This window comes from Streptomyces spinosisporus, assembly GCF_022698145.1.
Lineage (GTDB): Bacteria > Actinomycetota > Actinomycetes > Streptomycetales > Streptomycetaceae > Streptomyces > Streptomyces spinosisporus.
In genome coordinates, this window is record NZ_JALDAX010000007.1 from 76,728 (window position 1) to 100,657 (window position 23,930).

21 protein-coding genes are annotated in these 23,930 nt (G+C 70.1%); 7 read left to right on the top strand and 14 right to left on the bottom strand.

The window, feature by feature from the left end; all coding sequences use genetic code 11:
* Positions 1–3: 3 nt before the first annotated feature.
* From MQN93_RS19790 to MQN93_RS19855, 14 genes are all read right to left on the bottom strand, one after another.
* A complete protein-coding gene (locus MQN93_RS19790; protein WP_016431001.1) occupies positions 4–1,263 on the bottom strand; it encodes a nucleotide sugar dehydrogenase in 1,260 nt (419 codons plus the stop codon).
* The gene (locus MQN93_RS19795) at positions 1,263–2,033 is read right to left on the bottom strand and encodes a WecB/TagA/CpsF family glycosyltransferase (protein ID WP_242710580.1); all 771 of its coding nucleotides are present in this window, start codon (positions 2,031–2,033) and stop codon (positions 1,263–1,265) included. Before MQN93_RS19795 ends, MQN93_RS19790 begins: the two co-directional genes overlap by 1 nt.
* Positions 2,030–3,199 (bottom strand): hypothetical protein, encoded by a 1,170-nt coding sequence (locus MQN93_RS19800; protein WP_016430999.1) that lies wholly within the window; start codon positions 3,197–3,199, stop codon positions 2,030–2,032. The genes MQN93_RS19795 and MQN93_RS19800 overlap by 4 nt, the downstream gene beginning before the upstream one ends.
* Positions 3,200–3,478: 279 nt before the next feature.
* Positions 3,479–4,078, bottom strand: a complete 600-nt coding sequence (locus MQN93_RS19805) for an acyltransferase (RefSeq protein WP_242710581.1) — start codon at positions 4,076–4,078, stop codon at positions 3,479–3,481.
* On the bottom strand, positions 4,075–5,106 hold the full coding sequence (gene rfbD / locus MQN93_RS19810; RefSeq protein ID WP_242710582.1) for a dTDP-4-dehydrorhamnose reductase: 1,032 nt from the start codon (positions 5,104–5,106) through the stop codon (positions 4,075–4,077). Before rfbD ends, MQN93_RS19805 begins: the two co-directional genes overlap by 4 nt.
* A complete protein-coding gene (gene rfbB / locus MQN93_RS19815; RefSeq protein WP_242710583.1) occupies positions 5,103–6,071 on the bottom strand; it encodes a dTDP-glucose 4,6-dehydratase in 969 nt (322 codons plus the stop codon). The genes rfbD and rfbB overlap by 4 nt, the downstream gene beginning before the upstream one ends.
* The gene (locus tag MQN93_RS19820; RefSeq protein ID WP_242710584.1) at positions 6,068–7,135 is read right to left on the bottom strand and encodes a glucose-1-phosphate thymidylyltransferase; all 1,068 of its coding nucleotides are present in this window, start codon (positions 7,133–7,135) and stop codon (positions 6,068–6,070) included. The genes rfbB and MQN93_RS19820 overlap by 4 nt, the downstream gene beginning before the upstream one ends.
* Before the next feature lie 157 nt (positions 7,136–7,292).
* Positions 7,293–8,456: an ABC transporter ATP-binding protein gene (locus tag MQN93_RS19825; RefSeq protein WP_242710585.1), complete on the bottom strand. Its 1,164-nt coding sequence runs from the start codon at positions 8,454–8,456 to the stop codon at positions 7,293–7,295.
* Positions 8,453–10,237, bottom strand: coding sequence for an ABC transporter permease (locus MQN93_RS19830; protein ID WP_242710586.1), 1,785 nt, complete (start codon positions 10,235–10,237; stop codon positions 8,453–8,455). The genes MQN93_RS19825 and MQN93_RS19830 overlap by 4 nt, the downstream gene beginning before the upstream one ends.
* 48 nt (positions 10,238–10,285) lie before the next feature.
* Positions 10,286–11,350 carry an ABC transporter substrate-binding protein gene (locus MQN93_RS19835; protein WP_242710587.1) on the bottom strand — a complete coding sequence of 355 codons (1,065 nt, stop codon included), beginning with the start codon at positions 11,348–11,350 and terminating at the stop codon, positions 10,286–10,288.
* A 57-nt stretch (positions 11,351–11,407) separates the two neighbouring features.
* Entirely contained in the window at positions 11,408–12,550 is a 1,143-nt protein-coding gene (locus MQN93_RS19840; RefSeq protein ID WP_242710588.1) for an ABC transporter substrate-binding protein, read from the bottom strand.
* A gap of 71 nt (positions 12,551–12,621) precedes the next feature.
* Complete coding sequence (locus MQN93_RS19845; RefSeq protein WP_242710589.1) at positions 12,622–13,488, bottom strand: amidohydrolase family protein; 867 nt, start codon at positions 13,486–13,488, stop codon at positions 12,622–12,624.
* Between the two features lie 58 nt (positions 13,489–13,546).
* Entirely contained in the window at positions 13,547–14,434 is an 888-nt protein-coding gene (locus MQN93_RS19850) for a substrate-binding domain-containing protein (RefSeq protein ID WP_242710590.1), read from the bottom strand.
* Between the two features lie 525 nt (positions 14,435–14,959).
* Entirely contained in the window at positions 14,960–16,210 is a 1,251-nt protein-coding gene (locus tag MQN93_RS19855) for an MFS transporter (protein ID WP_242710591.1), read from the bottom strand.
* Positions 16,211–16,609: 399 nt separating this feature from the next.
* Between MQN93_RS19855 and MQN93_RS19860 the strand changes: the two genes are divergently transcribed.
* From MQN93_RS19860 to MQN93_RS19890, 7 genes are all read left to right on the top strand, one after another.
* Positions 16,610–17,407, top strand: coding sequence for an ABC transporter ATP-binding protein (locus MQN93_RS19860; protein WP_242710592.1), 798 nt, complete (start codon positions 16,610–16,612; stop codon positions 17,405–17,407).
* A 60-nt stretch (positions 17,408–17,467) separates the two neighbouring features.
* Entirely contained in the window at positions 17,468–18,166 is a 699-nt protein-coding gene (locus MQN93_RS19865; RefSeq protein ID WP_242710593.1) for an SRPBCC family protein, read from the top strand.
* On the top strand, positions 18,163–19,038 hold the full coding sequence (locus tag MQN93_RS19870) for an HpcH/HpaI aldolase family protein (protein WP_016430984.1): 876 nt from the start codon (positions 18,163–18,165) through the stop codon (positions 19,036–19,038). Before MQN93_RS19865 ends, MQN93_RS19870 begins: the two co-directional genes overlap by 4 nt.
* A gap of 3 nt (positions 19,039–19,041) precedes the next feature.
* Positions 19,042–20,109, top strand: coding sequence for an amidohydrolase family protein (locus tag MQN93_RS19875; RefSeq protein ID WP_242710594.1), 1,068 nt, complete (start codon positions 19,042–19,044; stop codon positions 20,107–20,109).
* Complete coding sequence (locus tag MQN93_RS44220) at positions 20,106–21,761, top strand: thiamine pyrophosphate-binding protein (protein WP_242710595.1); 1,656 nt, start codon at positions 20,106–20,108, stop codon at positions 21,759–21,761. Before MQN93_RS19875 ends, MQN93_RS44220 begins: the two co-directional genes overlap by 4 nt.
* A complete protein-coding gene (locus MQN93_RS19885) occupies positions 21,758–22,672 on the top strand; it encodes a substrate-binding domain-containing protein (RefSeq protein WP_016430981.1) in 915 nt (304 codons plus the stop codon). Before MQN93_RS44220 ends, MQN93_RS19885 begins: the two co-directional genes overlap by 4 nt.
* Positions 22,673–22,758: 86 nt before the next feature.
* Positions 22,759–23,928, top strand: a complete 1,170-nt coding sequence (locus MQN93_RS19890; protein ID WP_242710596.1) for a DUF3500 domain-containing protein — start codon at positions 22,759–22,761, stop codon at positions 23,926–23,928.
* Positions 23,929–23,930: the final 2 nt, after the last annotated feature.

A 23,930-nucleotide genomic window follows, 5' to 3' on the forward strand; every position in this document is an offset into this window, starting at 1 on the left:
GCTTCAGAGCACCTCGATCGTGGGTCCGGACGGCAGCCGGCGGCGGCAGTCCAGGACGAAGGGGGCGTGTTCGGCGACGAGTTCGTAGTCGAAGCTGTCGTGGTCCGTGAGCAGCACCACCACGTCGGCGCCCGCCAGCTCCTCGGGCGTCGGTTCGACCCGCACCAGCCGCGTGTCCACCGGCAGACTCTCGACGACATGCGGATCCGCCGCCCTGACCTGCGCGCCCATGTCCAGCAGCAGTTGGGAGATGCGCAGGGCGGGCGACTCGCGGGCGTCACCGGTGTTCTTCTTGTACGCCAGCCCGAGCAGCAGCACCCGTGAGCCGTTGACGGAACGCCGCCGGTCGTTGAAGTGCTCGCTGATGCGGCGCGTCACGTACTCCGGCATATGGCTGTTGATGTCGTTGGCCAGCTCCACGAACCGGAAGTTCTGGCCCAGTTCGCGCTGAACCCGCCAGGACAGATAGGACGGGTCGATCGGCAGGCAGTGGCCGCCGACGCCCGGCCCGGGCGTGAACTTCATGAAGCCGAAGGGCTTGCTGGAGGCCGCGTCGATGGCCTGCCAGATGTCGATGTCCAGGTGGTGGGCGAACATCGCGACCTCGTTGACCAGCGCGATGTTCACATGCCGGAAGGTGTTCTCCAGCAGCTTGGCGAGCTCGGCCTCCTTGGGGGAGCGCACCGGCACGGTGGTGTCGACGAGTTGGGCGTAGAAGTCCTGAACCGCCTTGAGGGAGGCCTCGTTGACTCCGGAGACGACCTTCGGGGTCTCCTTGAAACCCCACACGGCGTTTCCGGGGTCGATCCGTTCGGGGCTGTAGCCGAGATGGAAGTCGGAGCCCGCGGTCAGGCCCGAGCCCTCCTCCAGGATCGGCGCGAACAGCTCCTGGGTGGTGCCGGGATAGGTCGTCGACTCCAGGACGACCGTCGCCCCGGGGCGCAGATAGCGGGCCAGGGTGACCGCCGACTCCTTGATGTACCGCAGGTCGGGGGTGCCCTCGTGCAGCGGTGTCGGCACGGTCACCACGGCGATGTCGAAACCGCCGCAGTCGCGCGCCGATTCGCTCGCCCGGTAGGTGCCGTTGTCCAGGGCCGCGCGGATCCGCTCGGAGGAGACGTCCTCGACGAAGGACTCACCGGCGGCGAGGCGCTTGATCCGCCGGGCGTCGACGTCGTAGCCGATCACCTCGTGTCCGACCTCGGCGGCCCGGATGGCCAGGGGCAGGCCGACGTAGCCCTGCCCCACCACGACGACGCGCATCAGTGACTCCTGTTCGCGGGAGCGGTCGACGGGGTGAGCCGGATCAGCTCGCGCGCCGTCATGAGGAGGAAGGAGACATTGGTGGTGAGATAGCGCCGGCCCAGGCGCCGGGGCTCCTGCTTCACGCGGTAGAGCCACTCAAGGCCCCAGCGCTGCCAGGAGGCGGGGGCCCGCTTGGTGACTCCGGCCAGGATGTCGAAGGAGCCGCCGACGCCGTGCACCACGCGGGCGCCGGTGCGGGCGCCGTAGGCGGCGGTGAATATCTCCTTCTTCGGCGAGGTCATGCCGAGGAAGAGCATCTGGGCACCGCTGCGGGCGATGGCGTCGGCGATCTCCTGCTGCTCGGAGTCGTCGAAGTAGCCGTTGCGGCTGCCGGCCACCTTCAGGCCGGGGAAACGGTCGGCGACCCGGAGCAGCATCTGCTCCATCACCTCCTGCTTGGCGCCGAGGAAGTACACGGAGATGCCCGCCGTTTCCGCCTCGGCCAGCAGCCGCAGGAACAGGTCGATGCCGGCCACCCGCTCCGGCAGCGGGGCGCGCAGCACCCGCCCGGCCCACACCACGGCCTGTCCGTCGGCGAGGACGAGGTCGCAGCCGGACACCGCCTTGGCGAGCCGTTCGTCGCGCCGCATGTTGACCAGCTTCGCGGCGTTGACCACGCCGATCTCCAACTGCCGTCCGTCGCGCACCGCTTCGAGGCAGCGCGCGACCGTCTCGTCCATCGTCAGCGGGTCCAGTGCGACCCCGAACAGCTGCTGACGCTCCGTCATATCCGGCCCCCCTGCCAGGCGTGGAGCATCCAGCCGAACTCGTACGGCCGGCATTCGCGGTCCACGGACAGGGGGCGGTACACCCGGTCCAGGGACTGCAGGCGGACGCTCGGTGCGAGGCGCGTGGACAGGCCGCGGGCGGCGCGTACGGCCTTCTTCGGGTCGCCCCGGTAGACCTTGCGCCAGGTGGCGCCGAGCTCGTCGAGGATCATCGGCTCGCGGTGCTGCGCACCGGCCAGTTCGGGTACGTCCGTCATCCAGCGCAGGCCCTTGCGGATCGCCGCGCCGAAGTCGGTGCCGCCGGCGTCGGCGAGGTCGAACAGGGCGGTCGGAGCCATCGCGTGCTGATGGACGCTGTAGACGGGGTAGCCCTCCACGACACCGCCGGTGCGCGCGTCGTAGTGCCACCACCACTGCCCGCCCTCGCCCTGCAGTTCGCAGATCCGTGCGGCACACGCCTCGGCCGCGGCCAGCGCCTCCGGGTCGCCGCCCCCGTCCCCGCTGGCATGGGCGCGGGCCAGGGCCTGCAGCGGGTAGGTCTGGTCGGCGAAGCAGCTGACGTGCGCCCGGTACCAGGGCACCAGGCCCGGGCCGGTGGCGTGCGGGAAGAGCGGGCTGCCCTCGATCCGGGCGCGCAGCAGACGGTTCCGGGCCGCGGTGAAACGTGCCTCCACGTCGACCGTGTCGCGCGCCGCCGCGAGGGCGGACAGCACCCAGGCCGCCTCGACCGTGTACTGCGGCCGGTCCTCGTCGTCCAGGGCGTCGACCCGGGCGACGGCGTCGGAGAGCTTGGGGTGCTCGGTCTCGGCGGCGGCCCAGGCGATCAGTGCCGCGTCGCCTAGGTTGGTCACCGCGGGCAGCGACTCGATCAGCAGACCGGTGAACTCCTGCGCCGTACGCCCGCCGAGCACCGCGCGCTGGCGGTCCTCGGGCAGGAAGCGGACACCCAGTGCGGTGATGGCCGCGTAACGGGTGCTGGTGCCCCGGCGTTCCAACGTCCAGGAACCGTCGGGGGCTTGCTGTCCGGCCATGGTGAAGACGAAGGCCTCACTGCCGGGGAGCAGCATCGACGGGAGGCCCGACTCGGCGACGGCGAGCAGCCGTTGGGCGAGCGCGAGAAGCGGCGGTTCCTCCTGGGAGAGAGCCGCGAGACGTGTGGTGGTCATCTTTTGGGCACACCGACCCCCCTGTGGTCCTGTTGTGCACGGACTGGTGACCGCCGGTGCGCACACCGGCGATCGCCGCGGCGTGGATGGCCACGCGGCGGAAGTCAGACGTCAGAGGTCGAGACCGACGTCGCTCGTGGTTTCAAGCACAGGTGTCCCCCACCCCGTTACCCCCCTGGGCACTACCGGTTCGTGTGCCCATTGTGCTTGTTCTGCACAGATCACACACATGTTATGCCGGTAGATGTTCGAAGATTTGCGGTTTGGGGGAAACCGAAGTCACGCACGTTCGAGGAGTTCACTGTCCTTCTCGTCGTAGACCGCGCCCGTGCGAGGGCACTCCCACACGCCCGGCTCGTCCTCGCGCTCGACAAGCCGTACGCCCGCCCGGCCGACCCAGCCGATCCGGCGCGCCGGAACACCGGCCACGAGAGCGAAGTCCGGCACGTCCCGGGTCACCACGGCGCCCGCCGCGACCAGCGCCCAGCGACCGACGTGCACCGGCGCCACACACACCGAACGGGCGCCCAGCGACGCGCCTTCGGCCACCGTCACGGCGACGGGCTCCCAGTCGCCACCGCGCTTGAGCCGGCCCTCCTCGTCCACCGACCTCGGAAAGTAGTCGTTGGTCAGCACGGCCGCCGGGCCGACGAAGACCCCGTCGGCGAGCACGGCGGGCTCGTAGACCAGGGCGTGGTTCTGCAGCTTCACATTGTCGCCGATCCGCACGCCGGGCCCGACATACGCTCCGCGGCCCACGATGCATCCGCTGCCCAGCTGCGCGCCCTCCCGGATCTGGGCCAGATCCCAGACCGTCGTCCCCTCGCCGACCGTGGCCGTCTCGTCGACCTGAGCGGTCGGCTGGATTCTGAAGCTCACCGGGCAGAACCTTTCTTCTCGTCGCTCTCGTGGCTCTCGCCGCTTATGTGGCGCTCGTGGCGCTCGTGGCTCGCGTGGCGCTCGTGGCTCGCGTGGCTCGCGTGGCTTTCGTGGCTCGCGTGGTTCTCATCGCTTGTGTGGCCGGTGCGGCGCGTGTGGTCCTCGCCGAGCAGGGCAGGGAACGCCGCGGCGAGCGCCTCGCGCCAGTCACGGACGGGTTCGATGCCCGCCAGGGCCCAGCGGTCGTGCCCGAGCACGCTGTACGCGGGACGGGGAGCGGGCCGTACGAAGGCGGCGCTGGTGGTCGGCCGGACCCGTTCGGGGTCCGCGCCCAGCAGCCGGAAGACCTCGCGGGCCAGGCCGAACCAGGTCGTGCGCCCACCGCTGGTGCCGTGGTAGACACCGGCCGGCGCGGTGCCGGCGAGCGCGGCTCGGCCGAGGCGGACCAGACGGTCCGCGAGGTCCACCGTCCAAGTGGGCTGCCCCTGCTGGTCGTTCACCACGTCGACGGTGTCCCTGGCGGACTCCAGCCTGATCATCGTGTCGACGAAGTTCCCGCCGCCCGCCCCGTACAGCCAGGCCGTCCGCACGACGTACGCCGCGTCGGGGAGCGTGGCCAGCACCGCCCGTTCCCCCTCCAGCTTGGTGCGCCCGTACGCGCTGCGCGGTCGCGTCGGGGCGTCCTCGGGGTAGGGGGCGGTGGCGTCGCCGGAGAAGACGTAGTCGGTCGAGACCTGGAGCAGCCGGGCGCCGTTCTTCGCGCAGGCCTCGGCGAGATGCCGGGGGCCGTCGCCGTTGACCCGCAGGGCGTCCGCCTCACGGGCCTCGGCGTCGTCGACGGCCGTCCAGGCGGCGCAGTTGAGCACGATCCGGGGCCGGTGCACTTCGATCGCCTCGTGCACCATGTCGGGATCGGTGATGTCGAGGGCGGCCCGGTCCAGGCCCACGGCCGTCTCTCCGTCCCGGCGCAGCCGGGCCAGGACGTCCTGCCCGAGCATGCCGCCGGCGCCGGTCACCAGCCACCTCATGCCGACCGCTCCTTCAACGGTTGCCACCAGGCTCGGTTCTCGCGGTACCAATCGACCGTCTCGGCAAGGCCGGTGGTGAAGTCGTGACGGGGGCAATAGCCCAACTCGTCGCGGGCCTTGCTCCAGTCGACCGAGTAGCGCAGGTCGTGGCCCTTGCGGTCGGCGACATACTCCACCCGGTCCCAGCCCGCCCCGCACGCCTGAAGCAGCAGCCCGGTGAGTTCCTTGTTGGACAGCTCGGTGCCGCCGCCGATGTTGTACACCTCGCCCGGCCGGCCCTTGGCGCGCACCAGGTCGATGCCGTGGCAGTGGTCCTCCACGTGCAGCCAGTCCCGCACGTTCAGGCCCTGCCCGTACAGGGGCACCGTCTTGCCGTCGAGGAGGTTGGTGACGAACAGCGGGATGACCTTCTCCGGGTACTGGTGCGGGCCGTAGTTGTTGGAGCAGCGGGTGACGCGCACGTCCAGGCCGTGGGTGCGGTGGTAGGCGAGGGCGAGCAGGTCGGAGGAGGCCTTGGAGGCGGAGTAGGGGGAGTTGGGGGCCAGCGGGTGCTCCTCGGGCCAGGACCCGGAGGCGATGGAGCCGTAGACCTCGTCGGTGGAGATGTGCACGAAGGGGCCCACCCGGTGGCGCAGGGCGGCGTCCAGCAGGATCTGGGTGCCCACCACGTTGGTCAGGACGAAGTCGGTGGCGCCGGCGATCGAGCGGTCCACGTGGGACTCGGCCGCGAAGTGCACCACCTGGTCGGCGTCGGCCATCAGCTTGTCGACCAGGTCGGCGTCGCGGATGTCTCCTTGCACGAACTGCAGGCGGGGGTCGTCGAGATCGAGGTTGGTGAGGTTGCCGGCGTAGGTGAGCTTGTCCAGCACCGTGATGCGGAGCGCGTCGGACGCGCCGGGGGCCAGCAGGGTGCGGACGTAGCAGGAGCCGATGAAGCCGGCCGCGCCGGTGACGAGAAGGTTCATGTGTGGATCTGCACCTTGCTGTGGTCGCCGAGGACGAAACGGTGGGCGGCGGGTCTGCGAGGTGCGGGAGTCACCTCGACCTTGCGGCCGATGAGGGAGGCCTCCACGCGCCGGACGCCGCTCATGGAGGAGTCGCGCAGCACGATCGAGTACTCGATCTCGCTGTCCTCGATACGGCAGTCGCCCGCGATCGAGGTGAAGGGGCCGACGTAGGAGTCGGTGATCACCGTGCGGGCGCCGACGATCACGGGGCCCACGATGCGGCTGCCCGTCACCTTCGCCCCGGCCTCGATGCGCACCCGCCCGATGATCTCGCTGTCGTCGTCGACCGTGCCGTCGATGCTGCGCTCCAGGGTCTCCAGCACGGAGCGGTTGACCTCCAGCATGTCGGTGACGTTCCCGGTGTCCTTCCAGTAGCCGGAGATCGTCGTGGAGCGCACATCGCGTCCGGCGTCCAGCATCCACTGGATGGCGTGGGTGATCTCCAACTCGCCGCGCCAGGACGGCTTGATGGCCCGCACGGCCTCATGGACGGCGGGCGTGAACAGATACACGCCGACCAGCGCCAGGTCGCTCTTGGGGTGTTCGGGCTTCTCCTCCAGGTCGATCACCCGGCCCGCCGCGTCCAGTTGGGCCACGCCGAACGCGGTCGGGTTCGCCACCTTCGTCAACAGGATCTGCGCGTCGGGCCGTTCGGCGCGGAAGGCGTCCACCAGGTCCGTGATGCCGCCGACGACGAAGTTGTCGCCGAGGTACATCACGAAGTCGTCCTCGCCCAGGAACTCCCGGGCGATCAGCACCGCGTGGGCCAGCCCCAGCGGCTCGGCCTGCGGGATGTAGGTGACCTCCAGGCCGAACGCGGAACCGTCGCCGACCGCCTCCCGGATCTCCTCGGCCGTCTCCCCGACGATGATGCCGACCTGGGTGATGCCCGCCTCCGCGATCGCCTCCAGACCGTAGAAGAGCACCGGCTTGTTCGCGACCGGTACGAGTTGCTTCGCCGACGTATGGGTGATGGGACGCAAACGGGTACCTGAGCCACCGGACAACACGAGTGCCTTCACGCGATCACCATACTTTCGGCACACTCGCCGAAGAAAGGATTCCGTATATGTCCGGCCGGAAGATCGGTACCAACGACGATGGGGGCGCCCCGGACCGGATCCAGGACGCCCCCGAACGCGGCGGACGAAGGTGCGTGCTGTTCAGTTCTGCGGTGCTTCAGTTCGCCAGGTAGCTGGTCGCGGCCGGGGACAGCCGCAGGACGACCTCGCGGCCCGGACGCAGATCCTGGCCGGCCCGCGTGGACACCGTGATGGGCAGGTTCGCCGACCGCACGACGAGTTCGAGCCGGTCGCCGAGGAACTCAGCCGACTCCACCACGCCGGTGAACTCGTTGTCCGCGGGCGCCGCGTCCGCGTCGGCCGGGCGCACCCCGACGTCCTCGGGCCGCACACAGACGAACCCGCCGTTGTGATGCCGCACTTCCTCACCGGGCGCGGTACGGGAGCAGAGCACCGGACCGAGGTCGGTCCTGGCGAGCACCCCTCCCCGCGTACCGGCCGACGCGTCCCGCACCGGGAAGAGGTTCGCGCTGCCGATGAAGTCGGCGACGAAGGAGGAGCGGGGGTGGTCGTAGAGCCGCTCGGGCCGGTCGATCTGCTCGATGCGGCCCTTGTTCATCACGATCACCGTGTCCGACATGGCCAGGGCCTCGGCCTGGTCATGGGTGACGTACAGGGCGGTGACGCCGAACTGCTCCTGGAACGACCGGAGTTCCTGCCGCAGCTTGGCCCTCAGCTTGGCGTCGAGGTTGGACAGCGGCTCGTCCAGCAGCAGCACCTCGGGGTCGCCGAGCAGGGCCCGCGCCAGCGCGAGGCGCTGCTGCTGCCCGCCGCTGAGCTGCGTCGCCCAGCGGTCGGCCATCCCCGCCAGACCCACCTGTTCGAGCATCTCCAGTGCGCGCTGCCGGACCTCAGGCCCCCTGCGCCGGTTGCGGCCGTGCCGCATGGGGAAGGCCGCGTTGTCGATGACCTTCATGTGCGGCCAGATGCCGTACGACTGCGGCACCATCGCGATGGGCCGCTCCTCCGGCCGGACATGGCGCTTGCGGGCGGCGTCGAACACCACCTCGCCGCCCATCTCGATCCGGCCCTCGGTGGCGTGTTCGAGGCCGGCGACGCAGCGCAGGGTCGTCGTCTTGCCGCAGCCGCTCGGCCCGAGAAGGGTGACGAACTGGCCCTTGGGGACGTCGAAGGAGATGTTGTCGACCGCGTAGGCCGCGTCGGCGTCCGCCGACTTCTCGTAGGACTTGCGCAGTTGGGTGATGACGATCGAGTTCGTCGTCGTGTCCCTGTTCATCGCTTCCACCATGGTTTCCGTCATGCCTGCTTCTCCGTACTGCGCCGGTTGACGAGCCACACCGCGAGCGTGGAGATCGCCAGGATGATCACTGCGAGGGCACTGGCCTCGGGGTAGTCGACGCTGGAGGTGAAGGTGTCCCACAGCAGCACCACCAGGGTCCGGTTGTCGGCACCCGTCAGCAGCAGGGCGATCGGAAGCTCCCCCAGGGCGTGCGCGAACACCCAGAGCCAGCACTTCCACAGCGCCGGGCGCAGCAGGGGCAGCAGGATCGTCCGCGTCACCGTGAGCGGGTTCGCGCCGGTCACGCGCGCGGCCTCGATCAGTCCGTCGTCGAGCTGGATCAGCGCCGCGTGCACCATCCGTGAGCCGCGCGGGAGGAACCGCGTCACCAGGGCGACGACGATGATCCAGACCGTGCCGTAGATCGGCACCGGGACATAGAGATAGAGGAACAGCACGGCCGAGCCGAGGACCACGCTCGGGATGCCGAAGACCAGGAACGTCGTCTCGAAGAGCAGCGTGCTGCCCCGGAACCGCTTGCGCACGGAGGCCACCGCGATCCACACCGACAGCGCCAGGGTCACCGTGGCGGTGACCAGGACGACCTCGGCCGTGTTCACCAGGACGTTGCCGATGCCCGGCGACGACAGGACGTGGCCGTAGGCGCTCAGGGTCATCGACCCCAGGCCCGACCAGCTGAAGGGCCGGGCATAGGGCGACAGGCTCGTCCACACCAGGGCCGCGATGGGAAGCACGATGGCCAGGAACAGATACACCGAGACGACCGCGCAGACGGGAGCACGCCAGCGGCCGAGCGGGACACGGCTCTGCCGGTAGCCCTTGCCGGTCACCACCCGGAAGCGGTGCGTGTCGCGGACGCGTCGGCGGTAGACCAGCAGCATGACCAGCGACAGGGCCAGGATGAGGATGCCGTAGGTGCTCGCCTGGCCGTAGTTGGCCACCCCGCTCGGCGGTTGCAGCGAGTACTGGATGAGGCTGCTGTACACGAAGATCTGCTTGGGCAGCCCGAGGAGCGCCGGGATGGCGAAACCCTCCAGGGCCACGACGACGAGCAGCATCGCCGCGGCCGACACGGCGGGCATGATCAGGGGGAACACGACCAGACGCAGCCGGCGCCACACCGGCGTGCCGACCGTCGCCGCGGCCTCCTCCAGCTCGGGGTTGAGCCGGGCGAACGCCGGCGCGATCATCAGATACATGCTGGGCACCCCGAAGATGCCCATGACGAGGATCATCCCCGGCAGCGAGTAGACGTCCACGCGGATGCCCAGCGCCTCCCGCACGAGGATCGCCAGGGGACCGTTCGCCGGATTGGCCACCAGGGCCCAGGCGATCGCCATGACGGTCACCGGGACCGCCATGGGAGCGAGCGCGAGCGGCGCGAGGAACGAGCGTCCCGGGATGTCCGTCTTCTCGAAGAGATAGGCGAGGCACACGCTGAGCACAAGGGCCACGGCCAGCGCGCCCACGACATAGACCACCGTGTTCAGGGTGACCGTGCCGAGCCGGCTGGAGGAGAAGACCGCGCTGTAGTTGTCCAGCGAGAACCCGGGTACGTCGAAGGGCAGTTCGGTGGTCGACGCCTTGAAGCTGCTGTACAGCAGGATCACCAGCGGCACCAGGACGAGGTATCCCACCAGGAGCACCATGGCGAGATTGACGAGGGTCCCCGCCGCCCGGCGCCCGTGCTCGGCACGTGAACGGCCCGCGGGCGGTGGGTCGTTGTGTTCGACGGCGTCGGGCGCCGGCGCCTCAACCTCCTTGGTTGTCGTCGGATCCATCACGACCTCCCGCGTCGTTGCACGTCTTCATCCGGATTCCTTGACCTGTCAGCCGACATCGGTGCCGAGCGCCTTCTCGACCTTGGGGAAGAAGGCGGTCAGCCTGTCGTAGTCCTTGAGGGACTTCGCGCCGTACCACTTCACATGGGCCGCGCAGAGTGCCTGTACGACGGCGTTGCCGCCCGGGTCCGAGCAGTCGGTGTCGGCCGGGATACGGGAGTTGTAGGTCTTCGCCAGCACACTCTGCGCCGCGTCGGAGGACAGGAACGAGGTGAGCAGTGCCGCGGCGGCGGGATGCGGGGCGCCCTTGGGCACGTAGAGATACGACTCGTTGGCGCTGGTGGGCGACACCGGTGCGATCTCGACGGGTGCGCCCTTGGCCTTCGCCGCCAGGACCAGGTTGATCAGGCTGGTGCCGATGCTCACCTGCCCCGACTCGATGGGCGCCTCGGCCTGGGTGAGATTGGGGGAGTAGTGCGGCTTCAGCGGGGCGAACCTCTTCGCCCAGGCGAGGCCCTTCGCCTCTCCCATCGCGTCGTTGAGGTCCCAGACGGTCATGAACGAGGCACGGGACTCGGCCGAGACCTTCCCGCCGGACCACTTCGCATCCAGTACGTCGTCCCAACTCCGCGGCACGTCGGCGGCCTTGACCCTGTCGGTGTTGTACGCCCACACCTTGGGCGTGGCCCAGACGTAGACGAAGTTCTTCGCGAAGACGTCCTTCGCGCCGACGCCGTACTTCGACCAGTCGACGTCCGAGGCCAGCTTGACCGCGGGAGTCACCGTGAGCCCGCCCGCGTTGGCGACGTCGATCGACACCTTGCGGGCCGCCTGCTCCATCTTGAGCTGGCTGACCTGGTCGGGGGCCTTGATGTTGCTGTACTTGACCTTGATGCCCGGGTACTTCTTCTCGAACAGGTCGATGGCGGGCTGCATCTGCGCCTCCGGGTTCCAGGACGCCCAGTTGACCACCCCCTCGCTCTTGGCCTGTTTCGCCAGGGCGTTCGTCGTGTCCGGCAGGTCGGCCGTGCCGGCGCCGCTTCCGCACGCCGACAGGGACGCGGCGGTGACCAGGAGGACACCTGCCGCCGCGGTGAGCCGATGCCACGTCATCGTCGTTCCTTTCGCCTGAGGGTTGTCGCTCCTGCCGCGCCGCGGCCTTCGCGCGTGTCAGCCGACATCGGTGCCGAGCGCCTTCTCGGCCTTGGGGAAGTAGCTGGAGAAGCTCTTGTAGTCGTCCAGCGTCTTGGTCCCGAACCACTTGAGGTGCGCGTCGCAGATCGACTTCAGGACCGCGTTGTCGCCGGGGTCGGAGCAGTCGGTGTCCACCGGGATACGGGAGTTGTAGGTCTTCGCCAGCACACTCTGGGCCGCGTCCGAGGAGAGGAACCGGGTGAGCAGCACGGCGGCCGCCGGGTGCGGCGCGCCCTTGGGCACGTACAGATACGACTCGTTGGCGTTCGTCGGCGACAGCGGGGCCACCGCGACCGGGGCGCCCTTCTTCTGCGCCTGCAGCACGAGATTGATGAGGCTGGTGCCGATGCTCACCTGCCCCGACTCGATCGGGGCCTCCGACTGGGTGGTGTTGGGCGTGAAGTGGGGATTCTGCGCGGCGAACTTCTCGGCCCAGGCGAGGGACTTGGCCTCACCGAGTGAGGGGTCGAGGTCCCAGACGGTCATGAACGAGGCACGGGACTCGGCCGAGACCTTCCCGCCCGACCACTTCGGATCCAGCAGGTCGTCCCAGGTCTTCGGCAGATCGGCCGGCTTGACCTTGTCGGTGTTGTACGCCCACACCTTCGGCACCGACCAGATGTAGACGAGGTTCTTCTCGAAGACGTTCTCCTTGGCGATGCCGTACTTCGCCCAGTCGACGTCGTCGGCCAGCTGCAGGGACGGAAGCACGGTGAGGCCGCCCGCGTTGGCGACGTCGACCGACACCTTCCGCGCGGCCTCCTCCATCTTCAACTGGCTGACCTGGTCGGGGGCCTTGGTATTGGTGTACTTGATCTTGATGCCCGGGTACTTCTTCTCGAACAGATCGATCGCCGGCTGCATCTGGCTCTGCGGCTTGGGCGCCGACCAGGCGACCGTGCCCTCCTTCTTCGCCTGCTTGACGAGGTCGCTCGTCGTCGACGGCAGGCCCGCGGCGCTCGCTCCGGTGCCGCACGCCGACAGGGACGCGCCGGTGACCAGCGCCATGCCGATCGCCACGGGCAGCCGCAGCCGCAGCCGCCGCGAACGCACCGACGGTTGCGAGGCGTTCGCGGCCGTGCGGGCCCGCGTCGGCCGGTTCGCCGGGATGTGCCTCATCGTCGTACGACCTTCCTCACACGGGTTGTCTCTCGTGCCGTCCGTCGGCGGCGCGGGGCGTCGTCGGAATGTCATCGCGCACCCACCGCCACCTCGTAGACCCGCGCGGCGTTCCCGCCCAGCACCGCCGCCCGGTCCGCGCCCTTCAGCCACGACAGACGGGCCTCGATCCCGTCGCGCAGCTCGGCCGGCGACCCTTCCGAGGCGGGGAAGTTCGAGCCCCACATCAGGCGCTCGGCACCGAACATCCCGACCAGCCGGCGCAGGACCTCGGTGGCGTCCGCGCCCGGTTCGTCGTCGAGGCGGCGCAGCGCGGGCGGGGTCACCTTCAGGTGCACGCCCTCGAAGCGGGCCAGCCGGCCGATCTCGGCCAGGTGCGGATACGGCGCGCCGCCCGAGGCGTCGGGGCGGCCCGCGTGGTCGAGCAGCACCGTCATGCCGGGCCGTGTCTCCAGCACCTCGGCGAGCTTCGGCGCGTCCTTGGAGTGCATCTGGATGCACACCGGGATCCGCTGCTCGCTCACGTAGTCCCACACGGCCCGCATGCGTTCGTCCGAGACGCCCGACCCGGGTGTGGGCACCTTGGTCGTGCCGTCGGACACCCGGATCCGTACGCCGCGAAAGCCGCGTTCCTCGATCCAGTACCGCAGGTTCTCCACCGCCGTGTCGGCGAGGAAGTCCACCGAGCAGACGCCCACGAGACGGTCGGGGAAGCGCCTGAGCGCATCGGCGGCATAGCTGTTGTCGAATCCGTAGAACGTGGAGGCCTGCACGAGGGCGGCGCGCTCCACCCCGGCCGCATCCAGGCTGCGGACCAACTGGTCGGCGTCGGCCGGGCGTTGGCGGGACCACTGCGAGTGGGTGCCGCCGAGCGGCTTCGACGGATAGGTGCCGGTGTCGGAGGAGATGGCGTGGGTGTGGGTGTCGAAGTAGTGCATCAGTTCTCCTGAGGGGTGGCGGAGCGGGACGTCCGGGCGGTGGACCGGCGTGTGCCGCTCATGACTCGGCCACGTACTTCGTGAAGTCGGCGAAGAGGGACTCGGCCGTCATCGCCGAGCGGATGACCTGCTGCTCGCGGGCATGGCGGATCGCGGTGTCGAGGGTGGCGAGGAGGGTGTCGGTGACGCCGTACCGGACCACCTCGTCGCGGATCGTGCGGGGTGTCTGCGGGCGGGCTTCGTCGATACCGCGCGCCAGGGCGCGGTAGAGCGCGCGGACCGCGTCGGGCCGGGTTTCCAGCAGGTCGCGGCGGACGACGGCGAGGTGGTTGACCGGGATCCAGCCGTGCCGGCGGACATGCTCCTCCTGCCGTGCCTTCCAGTCGGGGAGCAGCGGTACGAGCTCGTCGACGTGGTCCGCCGAGCGTGCGCCCATCACCATGGCCGCGAGATCGCCGGCGCGCAGCAGGTCGACCAGCCCCGCGTCGGTGCGTTCGACGTTCGCGGGCTCCGCGGCGGCGGCGATGTGCGGTCCCTCGGTCGTCACCCAGGTGATGTCCTGCGCGGCGACGCCGTAGGTGTCGCTCAGCATGCCGCGCACCCACAGGCCGGTGGTCTGGCTGTAGGCGCGGACACCGACGCGGCGCCCGCGCAGACCGTCCGGTGCGAGGCCGTTGCCCCAGGTCCAGATCGAGCGGTGGTGGTGGTTGCCGTGCAGCACGACGGGCAGGGCCACCAGGGGCCGGCCTGCCTCGACCGCCTGCAGGAGGGTCGCGACGGCGAGCTCGCTCACGTCGTAGCGCAGCTCGCGCACCATGGGGGCGAAGGCCCGGTGGATGGGCTCCACCTCCACGAAGTCGAGCTCGCAGCCCTCCGGTGCGATCGTCCCGTCCTTGAGGGCCCGGGTGTGGGCGTAGTCGCGGATCGCGACCTTGAGCGGACTCACGCGAGCACCGTCCCGTCCCGCCTGTCCCGCACACCGGCGTCGGTCGAGAGGGAACCGTTCATCGTCTTCCTCCGAGATCTTCGAACTGCACTGGCTGGTCGGCGCATCCGTCTGGTCGACGCATCCGTCCGTGCGGGCCTCCTCCGCCGGGAAGGGAAGGGGAGAGGCCGCGCTGCGCGCCCGCGGCGGCGGTCGTATGTGGCGGTAAGTGACTGCTGAGCTACGGCAGTTCTGGATCGGATGCACCCGACGGAGCATCGGCGTCGGCTGAATTCATCTGCTGATGCGGCCTCGGCGACCCTGCGTGGATCCGAGATTGTCGGACAAGCAGTGACGGGAACGTAACACCGCCGTCTTGGGGCTGCAAGAAGTCTGCAGGAATAACATTCAATTCCTGGGCGGTCTTCGCTCGGAGGTCTGCCGGATTGTTGGACAACACGAGCTGATCGCTGGTGCGGCGTCCTTCGTCGCGGGCGGCGTGAACCCGTCGTCGCGGCCCTGCCGGCCCGGCCGGCGCTCCCGGACCTACGGGGTGCGGTCGGTCAGTGACCGGGCGAGCACCGCCAGGCCGATCCCCGCCGCGGCCAGACCGCCCACCAGCAGCGCGCTGCGCGCTCCCCATGCCGCGCCGATCGCCCCCACCGCCGGGGCGCCGAACACCGTGCCGCCCAGCCAGCCGATCGACCAGATCGACATCACCCGCCCCCGCATCTGCGGCACGGCCTCCATCTGCATCAACGTCTTCGCCGACGAGTTGAACGTGATCGAGCCCGACCCCACGAACACCAGGATCACCAGCGCCGTCGGCAGCGTCGGGGCCAGGGCGGCGGCGCAGATCAGGGCGCCCCAGATCACCGCCGACCAGGACAGCGAGCGGGTCCCCAGATGGCGTCTTCGGCGCATCGCCGCGAACCCGCCGATCACCCCGCCCACGCTCATGCACGCCATCGCCGCCCCGTACGCCGCGGGGCCCGCACCGAATCCTGACGTGGTGAGCAGGGGCAGACTCACAGGGAACTCCCAGGTCAGCATGCCCGTCACATAGACCATCGCCATCGGGCGCAGCAGCTGCGGGGTGCGGCAGATGTAGGCCAGGCCGGCGCGTATCTGCCCGGCGGCCCGCTCCTCCCGCTCGGCGGGATACATCTCCCCCGAGCGCAGCATCAGCAGGCTCGCGATCACCGCGACGAAGGACACCGTGTCCAGCGCGAAGCAGGGCGTCACCCCCAGGGCCGCGATGACGACACCCGCCAGCCCCGGACCGACCAGCTTCGCCGTGTTGACGAAGGTCGAGTTGACGGCGATGGCGTTGGGCAGGTGCTCGCGGTCCACCAGCTCGCTGATCAGGCTCTGCCGGGCCGGATTGTCGAAGACATTGGTCAGGCCCGTCGCCAGCATCAGGACCAGCAGTAACGGCAGCGTCATGACGCCCGCCCACGACAGCGCCGTCAGCAGCGCCGCCAGGGCCGCGGAGCACGACTGGGTGAGCGTGAGCAGACGCCGGGTGTCGTGCCGGTCCACCACCAGACCGCCCCAGACGCCCAGCACCAGGACGGGCAGATAGCGGGTGCCGGTCACCACGCCCAGCAGCGTCCCGCTGTGGGTGAGCTGCAGGGTCAGCCAGCCCACCGCGATGTTCTGCATCCAGTTCCCGACCACCGATGTGGTCTGCCCCAGTGCGTACAGCCGGTAGTTCCTGATCCGCAGCGAGGCGAACGTGCCCGGGCGCCCGCCACTGTCGTCGGCCGCACCGCGCCGAAGGCTTCGTAGCTGCACCTGGTCCTCCGTTCCCGGCCCGGACTCGGAGCCACCTGCGGTCCCGTAACCGGCACTCATGGTCCGTAGTAGTGGATGGTCCAGCGTTTGTCCAACAATCTGCAGCCTGGTGGTGCCGGGTCATCGCGAGGGTGCAGGTTTTTCCTGCGCAGTCCTTGTCGGTGCGCGAACGTGGTGTTACGTTCCCGTCATCAGTTGTCGGACAATGTCTGGGACGCCTGGCGTTGCGAGCCAGTGAACCGGCAGACCGACAGCGGCGGTTCAGGCGCCCGAGCGCCCAGCTGCGAGCCGCCGTCCACACACCAGCCGAGCACCCGCCACTGCCGCCACGAGCGCCGCCACCGGCGCCGGCGCACGACCTTCCGCCCCGTCGCCGGCGGAAGGGCCGAGGAGAGGGATATGTCGACCAGCCAGCGCCAACCACCCGGCGAAGCCCTGCGCTTCGAGCACGTCACCCTGGAGTTCCCCGGGAGCCACCGGCCGGCGATCGAGGACGTGTCGCTCCAGGTCGACCGCGGCAAGGTGGTCGCCGTGATCGGACCGAGCGGCTGCGGGAAGAGCACCATCCTCAACCTGGCCGCGGGCCTGCTGACCCCCACCCGGGGCGAGGTCCACTACGCAGGCCGGCCGGTCACGGGCGTCAACTCCGATGCCGCGTACGTCACCCAGCAGTCCCATCTGCTGCCCTGGCTGAGCGTGAAGGCGAACATCGCGCTGGCGCTGAAGTTCCGCAGCGTGCCGAAGGACGAGCGCGAGGAGCGCGTCGCGCACTGGGTCGAACTCGTCGGTCTGACCGGGTTCGAGAACCACTACCCGCGTGAGCTGTCCGGCGGCATGCAGAAGCGCTGCGCCATCGCGCGGGCCCTGATCTACGACCCCTCGATCGTGCTGATGGACGAGCCCTTCGGCCCACTGGACGCCATCACCCGGCTGGAGTTGCAGCAGGAACTGCTCAACATCTGGCGGGAGCAGAACGGCACCCTGATCTTCGTCACTCACGACCTGAACGAGGCGATCTACCTCGCCGACGAGGTGGTGGTGATGTCGAAGGGCCCCGGCACCGTCCGCCGCACCATCCCCGTCCCCTTCGAACGGCCCCGGCGGATCGGCTCGCTCGTCGAGTCGCGCGCGTTCTCCGAACTCCACAACGACCTGTGGAGCCTGTTCGCCGCCGAACGCAAGGGAGCCGCCGCCTGACCTCCCAGGATTTCCACGACTTCCACGACGCCATGAGCACCGCCGAATGAGGTCCCTGTCTTGATATCGATCACGGAAGAGATCGCCGTACCCAGTCCGCCCGAGCGTGTCTGGGAGGTCATCTCCAACCCCTCGGACGTCGTGTCGTGCATCGGCGGCGCCGAACTCGGGCCGTCGCACGACGACGGGTCCTTCGACGGCACGCTGGCCATCAGATTCGGCGGTATCCGGGTCAAGTTCGCCGCCCGCGTCTCACTGGACCTCGACGAGCCCGCACGGGAGGGACGTCTCTCGGCCCGCGGCAAGGACGGACAGGGCGCCACCCGCTTCAGCGCCCACGCCACCTTCCGGGTCGTCCCGGGCGAGACACCCGGCACCTCACTCGTCTCGTGCGACGGCGAGATCCAACTCAACGGCAAACTCGCCAAGTTGATCGAGTCGGGAGCCGGAGTGGTGGTCTCCCGGATGACCAAGGAGTTCACCGACGAACTCGTCAAGCTCTGCGCCGGCCCGACCGAGCCGCAGAAGGCGCCCTCGGCCGAGGCCTCCGCCGGGTCCGCCGCCGCACCCGCCGTACCCGCCGTACCCGCAGCGCCCGCCGGGTCACGGCCCGCCCCGCCCCGGCCGGCCGGTCTGCTCGCCCGCCTGCGTGCGTGGTGGTCCCGGCGCCGGGCGCGCCGCCAGGGCAGTGCGCCGCAGCCGGCGGCCCGCACGCTCCACCCGTCCGACGAAGCACTCCGCCAGGGAGGCCGACGATGACAACGCCCAGGCTCAACAAGGTGATCGGCACGCTGGCCGAGGGCAGGCACGTCTTCGCGACGTTCTCGGCCGCGGACCCGGCCGCCGCGACCGAGCTCAGCACCTCGGACTACGACGCCGTGGTGTTCGAGATGGAGCACAAGCCCTGGGACATCAACGCCCTGCGCGACAGCTTCCAGTACCTGCTCAACCGGCGCCGGATCTTCGGCGCGGACAGCCTCGCACCCGACGTCACCCCGCTGGTGCGCATCCCCGCCAACGGCGCGGAGAAGGCGCAGTGGCACGCCAAACAGGCCCTCGATCTCGGCGCGTTCGGCATCATCTGGCCGCACATCTCCACGGTGGAGGAGGCCCGCAACGCCGTCGCCGCCTGCCGCTACCCGCGGCTGCCCGACGCCCCGCTGTACGAGCCGCCCGGGCTGCGCGGCGACGGCCCGCACGCGGCGACCCGCTACTGGGGCGTCCCGAACACCGAGTACTACGCCCGGGCCGACGTATGGCCGCTCGCCGAGGACGGCGAGATCCTCGTCGGCCTGATGATCGAGGACCAGCTCGGCATCGAGAACCTGCCGGACATCCTCGACCGGGTGCCGGGCATCGGCCTGATCCTCATCGGCGAGGGCGACATGAGCCAGGAGCTGGGCGTGCCCCGCCAGTACGAGCACCCGCGCGTCCTTGAGTGCAAGCGGCGCATCCTCGACATCTGCGGCGAACGCGGGGTCGCCGTCGGGCACCCCCATGTGACCGCGGACAACGTCAAGCGCGTGCTCGACGACGGCTACCGGTTCCTGATGTCGGCCCCGGTGCGCAGCTACCCCGGCCTGGAGAAGGGCCGGGAACTGACCGGCCGCGACGCGCGAGTTTCGGAGTAATCCATGATCATCGACTGCCACGGCCACTTCACCACGGCGCCGCCCGCGCTGGGGGAGTGGCGTACCCGGCAGATCCGCGCCTTCGAGGAGTCCGGCGCGCGCATCTCACCCGACGAACTGCACATCGGCGACGACGAGATCCGCAGCGCCATCGAGAACGGCCAGCTCAAGCTGCAGACGGAGCGCGGCACCGACCTGACGCTGTTCTCGCCGGGCGCGGGCAAGATGGCCCACCACTACGGCGACGAGCGGACCAGCCTGGACTGGTCCCGCGTCAGCAACGACCTGATCTCCCGGGTGTGCGGCCTCTTCCCCGAGCGGTTCGTCGGCGTGTGCCAGCTCCCGCAGTCGCCGGGCGACGCGCTCGCTGTCTCCGTACGCAACTCCGTCGCCGAACTGGAGCGCTGCGTAGAGGAGTTGGGCTTCGTCGGCTGCCTGCTCAACCCCGACCCCTCCGACGGCTACTACCAGGCACCACCGCTGACCGACCGGGTCTACTACCCCCTGTACGAGAAGATGGTCGAGCTCGACGTCCCCGCGATGATCCACGTCGCGATGTCGAGGAACCCGGCGATGCAGGGCACCTGCGCCCACTATCTGGCCGGCGACACCGCGGCGTTCATGCAGCTGTGCATGTCGGACCTGTTCAAGGACTTCCCGACGCTGAAGCTGATCCTGCCGCACGGCGGCGGCGCCGTCCCCTACCACTGGGGCCGCTACCGAGGCGTCATGCAGGACCAGGGCCGGCCGCCGCTGGAGGAGTCGATCCTGCCCAACGTCCACTTCGACACCTGCGTCTACCACCGGCGCGGCATGCAGCTGCTGCTCGACGTCCTTCCCGCACGGAACGTCCTGTTCGCCTCGGAGATGATCGGCGCCGTCCGCAGCGTGGACCCGGAGACCGGGCGGCGGTTCGACGACACCAAGTACACGATCGACTCCCTCGACGGCCTGAGCGAAGCCGACCGGCAGGCGGTCTTCGGGGGCAACGCGCTGCGTGTCTTCGCACGGCTCGAAGGAGTCCTCAAGTCCCGTGCGGCCGCGGCACAGGTGAAGGAGCACCAGAAGTGAAGGTCTACGAAGCACTCGCCGAAGCGTTCGTCCGGGAAGGCACCAGCGATGTCTTCGGCATGATGGGCGACGCCAACATGCACTGGATGGCCGCGCTCGCCGACCGGGGGGTGCGCCTGTACGAGGTGCGGCACGAGGGCTCCGGCCTCGGCATGGCGGACGGCTGGGCCCGCGGCGCCGGCCGGCCGGGCGTCGTCACCACCACCAGCGGCCCCGGCGTCTCGCAGCTCGCCACGTCCATGATCGTCGCCGCCCGGGCCCGTACCCCCCTCGTCGCGTTCTGCGGCGAGGTGCCGCTGGGTGACGACGGCGCGGTGCAGTACCTCGACCAGCGCCGCTTCGCCGCCGCGATCGAGTGCGAGTTCATCCATGTGTCCCGGCCCGAGGCCGCCCAGGAGGCCGTACGGCGCGCCTTCTACCTGGCGCGGACCGAGTCGAAGCCGGTCATGATCAGCGCGCCCGTCGACGTCCAGCTCGCCGAACTGGACGACTACGACGAGGACTTCGCGCCGTCCACGGACCTGATCTCGCCGCCGCGGATGCTCCCCGACCCGGACCGGGTCGAGGCCGCCTGCGAACTGATCCGGAACGCCAAGCGCGTGGTGATCATCGCGGGCCGCGGTGCCCGCAGGGCGGACGCCGGCGAGCAGATCCTCGCGCTGCAGGAACGTACGGGCGCCCTGCTGGCCACCACCCTGCAGGCGAAGAACTGGCTGTGCGACCGCACCGACTTCCACGTCGGACTGTCGGGCCTGTTCGGCGACAAGCCCTCCATGGAACTGCTGCAGGAGGCCGACTGTGTGATCGCGGTGGGCGCCAGCCTGAACCACTACACGATCGAGAGCGGCTACCTCTATCCCGAGGCCGCGTACGTCCAGATCGACACCGCCCCGCACCTGGTGATGGGCAACGGCAGGGCCGCCGACTGCTATCTGCAGTCCGATGCGGTCACGGCCCTCACGGAGCTGACCCGGGCCCTCGACGAACGGTCCGTCCGCCTGGAGGGCTTCCACACCGACGCCGTCCTGCACCATCTGACGGCCCGGCGCGAGCCGCCCGCGGAGTACGTGCGCGAGCCCGGACTGATCGACCCGCGCGAGGCCATCTGGATCCTCGACCGGGAACTCCCCGGCGAGATGAGCCTGGTCCTCGGCAGCGGACACCAGACCGACTTCGGCACCATGCTCTTCCAGCGCTCCCGCGAAGTCCTCTCCAACTACGGCATGTTCGGCGCCATCGGCCAAGCCCCGCTGATCGCCCTGGGCCAGATGATCGCCCGAGGCAACCGGCCCGGCTTCGTCGTCGAGGGCGACGCCAGCTTCCTCATGCACCTGTCCGAGTTCGAGACGGCGGTCCGCTACGACGTCCCGCTGCTGGTCGTGGTGATGAACGACCAGGGCCTGGGCGCCGAATACCACAAGGCGAAGGCGAAGGGCCTGGACCCCGACCTCGCGACCATCACCACCCCCGAACTGGGCCGAGTCGCCCAGGCGTTGGGCGGCGGCGGAGCCACCGTCCGCACCCCGCAGGAGTTGCGCGACGCGCTCGCGGAGTACGTGCGCTCCCCGCGGCCGACCGTCATCGACGTCCGCATCACCCGCGAGGTGCTCAGCACCCCCTACCGCCGCATCCAGTACGGGGAGGACGTGTGAGCGCCACGGGAGACACGACGACACCGCTGACGGTGATGCTGGGCAACCACCCCCACACCCGGGCCCTGAAGGACGGAACCGTCCCCGTGGAGGGGGTGGAGTGCCGCTACCCCGAATCGACCCCGCTGCCCCCGGCCTTCGCCCGGATGGTCCGCGAACTCGCCTACGACATCTGCGAGATGCCGCTGGCCACCTACCTCCAGGCCCGCGAGGCGGGCGTGCCCGTCACCCTGCTGCCGGTGGTCCTGGTGGGCAGCACCCACCACCGGGCGCTGACCCGGCTGCCCGAGTCGCCGCGGATCGCCCCCGGCGACCTCGTCGGCCGGCGTGTGGGAGTGCGCGCGTACGGCCAGACCACCGGCCTGTGGGTGCGCGGCTGGCTGCAGGAGGAGTACGGCGTCAAGGCGTCCGACGTCACCTGGGTGACCACCGAGGACGTCCATGTCGCCCAGTACGTCAACCCCTCGTACGTGGAGCGGTCGCAGGCCGGACGGGTCGTGGACCTGCTGCGCTCGCACGACGTCAGCGCGGCCGTGCTCGGCCCGAAGGCGGTCGGCGGACAGGGCGCCGGCCTGGTCCCGCTCGTACCGGACGCCGAGGCCGCGGGCCTCGCCTGGACCGAGCGGCACGGCACCGTCCCGGCCAACCATCTGCTGGTCGTACGCGACGACGTCCTGCACAGGGCACCGGATGCCGTGCGCGCCGTCCACCGGGCTCTCGCACAGGCCATCGAGGCCACCGCCGGCGAACGCGACGACTCGCCCGCCGGACGTGCCGTCGCGGCCGGCTGGAGCGACTCCCTGACCGCCTGCCTGGAGATCGGCGCACGGTACGCCCTCGAACAGGGCCTGATCCGCGAGCCGGTGGACGTCACGGCGATCGAGGAGAAGACGGCCTTCCTCGACACATGAGGAGGCAGGCGTGCGGCGCGGTCGGCCCGCCCGCCGCCGCACCCATGAGCCGCATCCGTGAAGGAACGTGGAAAGGAGAAGCGTCGATGGTGGCGCTGCGAAAGCGGGGCAACGCGCCCACGCGCAGGCCGGAGGTCTGGACACCCGATCTGCTCGAGAAGGTCGCCTGGCGGGTGAAGGCGGCCGACGAGCCCTTCCGGGGAGTGCACACCTCGACCGGCCTCAAGCAGGGCCTGTTCCCGCTGCGCAGCACCGGCGCGGACGTCCGCCCGGTGTACCGCGCGGCGGAGGACTACCTCGCGGGCCTCACCCCGCAGCAGCTCGCCGAGGGCCGGTTCGCCGTCGACGACGTCAGCTGGCGCCACTGGAACAACGGCGCCCGCTACTTCCTGCGCCACGGCATCTGCCTGGAGGAGCTCGACGAGGACCGGCGCGCCCGGGCCATGGCCGTCATCCGCGCAAGCCTCAGCACCCAGGGCTACGACCAGATCGTCGACCTGATGCACCTCAACCTCACCGTCGGCGAACTCAGCGGCGACACCGACGGGCTCAACGAGTGGCTGTACTGGTTCTCCCTGTACGGCGAGCCCGAGAACGGCGGCCCGTGGGGATGGCAGCTCGACGGCCACCACGTCAACGTCAACTGCGTCTTCGTCGGCGACCAGATGGTCCTCACCCCGTCCTTCCTCGGCGCCGAACCGGTGGCCGCCGGGGCGGGCAAGTACGCCGGGACCGTGGCCTTCCGCCGCGAAGAGGCCCTGGGGCAGGAGCTGTTCACCGATCTCGACCCCCGCCGACGGGAGCAGGCGGTGATCGCCGACACCATGCCGCCGGAGCTGTTCGTCGGCGCCTTCCGCGACAACGGTGAGCTCGACCACCAAGGGCTCCCGCTGAGCCGGATGTCGCCGACGCAGCGCGAGAACGCGCTCAACCTCCTCGCCCTGTACGTGAACCGGGCCGGCGACCACCACGCCCGCGTCCGCATGGACGAGGTGCTGGCCCACGAGGGCGACACCCACTTCGCCTGGATCGGGGACCCCGACGGCACCTTCTACTACCGCCTGCACAGCCCGGTGATCCTCGTCGAGTTCGAGCACATGCCCGGCGTGATCTTCGACAACGACCACCCCTCGCGCCGCCACATCCACACCGTCGTCCGCACCCCCAACGCCGGGGACTACGGCGTCGACCTGCTGCGGCAGCACCACGAGCGGCACCACAGGGGCCGTCCCCATGAAGCCGTGCACTCCCGGTGACC

Coding starts and splice junctions, on each gene's coding strand:
- MQN93_RS19840 (WP_242710588.1), bottom strand. CDS start 12,550: ATGAGGCACATCCCGGCGAACCGGCCGACGCGGGCCCGCACGGCCGCG.
- MQN93_RS19795 (WP_242710580.1), bottom strand. CDS start 2,033: ATGACGGAGCGTCAGCAGCTGTTCGGGGTCGCACTGGACCCGCTGACG.
- MQN93_RS19800 (WP_016430999.1), bottom strand. CDS start 3,199: ATGACCACCACACGTCTCGCGGCTCTCTCCCAGGAGGAACCGCCGCTT.
- rfbB (WP_242710583.1), bottom strand. CDS start 6,071: ATGAACCTTCTCGTCACCGGCGCGGCCGGCTTCATCGGCTCCTGCTAC.
- MQN93_RS19875 (WP_242710594.1), top strand. CDS start 19,042: ATGATCATCGACTGCCACGGCCACTTCACCACGGCGCCGCCCGCGCTG.
- MQN93_RS19835 (WP_242710587.1), bottom strand. CDS start 11,350: ATGACGTGGCATCGGCTCACCGCGGCGGCAGGTGTCCTCCTGGTCACC.
- MQN93_RS19890 (WP_242710596.1), top strand. CDS start 22,759: ATGGTGGCGCTGCGAAAGCGGGGCAACGCGCCCACGCGCAGGCCGGAG.
- MQN93_RS19860 (WP_242710592.1), top strand. CDS start 16,610: ATGTCGACCAGCCAGCGCCAACCACCCGGCGAAGCCCTGCGCTTCGAG.
- MQN93_RS19870 (WP_016430984.1), top strand. CDS start 18,163: ATGACAACGCCCAGGCTCAACAAGGTGATCGGCACGCTGGCCGAGGGC.
- rfbD (WP_242710582.1), bottom strand. CDS start 5,106: ATGAGGTGGCTGGTGACCGGCGCCGGCGGCATGCTCGGGCAGGACGTC.
- MQN93_RS19830 (WP_242710586.1), bottom strand. CDS start 10,237: ATGGATCCGACGACAACCAAGGAGGTTGAGGCGCCGGCGCCCGACGCC.
- MQN93_RS19825 (WP_242710585.1), bottom strand. CDS start 8,456: ATGACGGAAACCATGGTGGAAGCGATGAACAGGGACACGACGACGAAC.
- MQN93_RS19845 (WP_242710589.1), bottom strand. CDS start 13,488: ATGCACTACTTCGACACCCACACCCACGCCATCTCCTCCGACACCGGC.
- MQN93_RS19790 (WP_016431001.1), bottom strand. CDS start 1,263: ATGCGCGTCGTCGTGGTGGGGCAGGGCTACGTCGGCCTGCCCCTGGCC.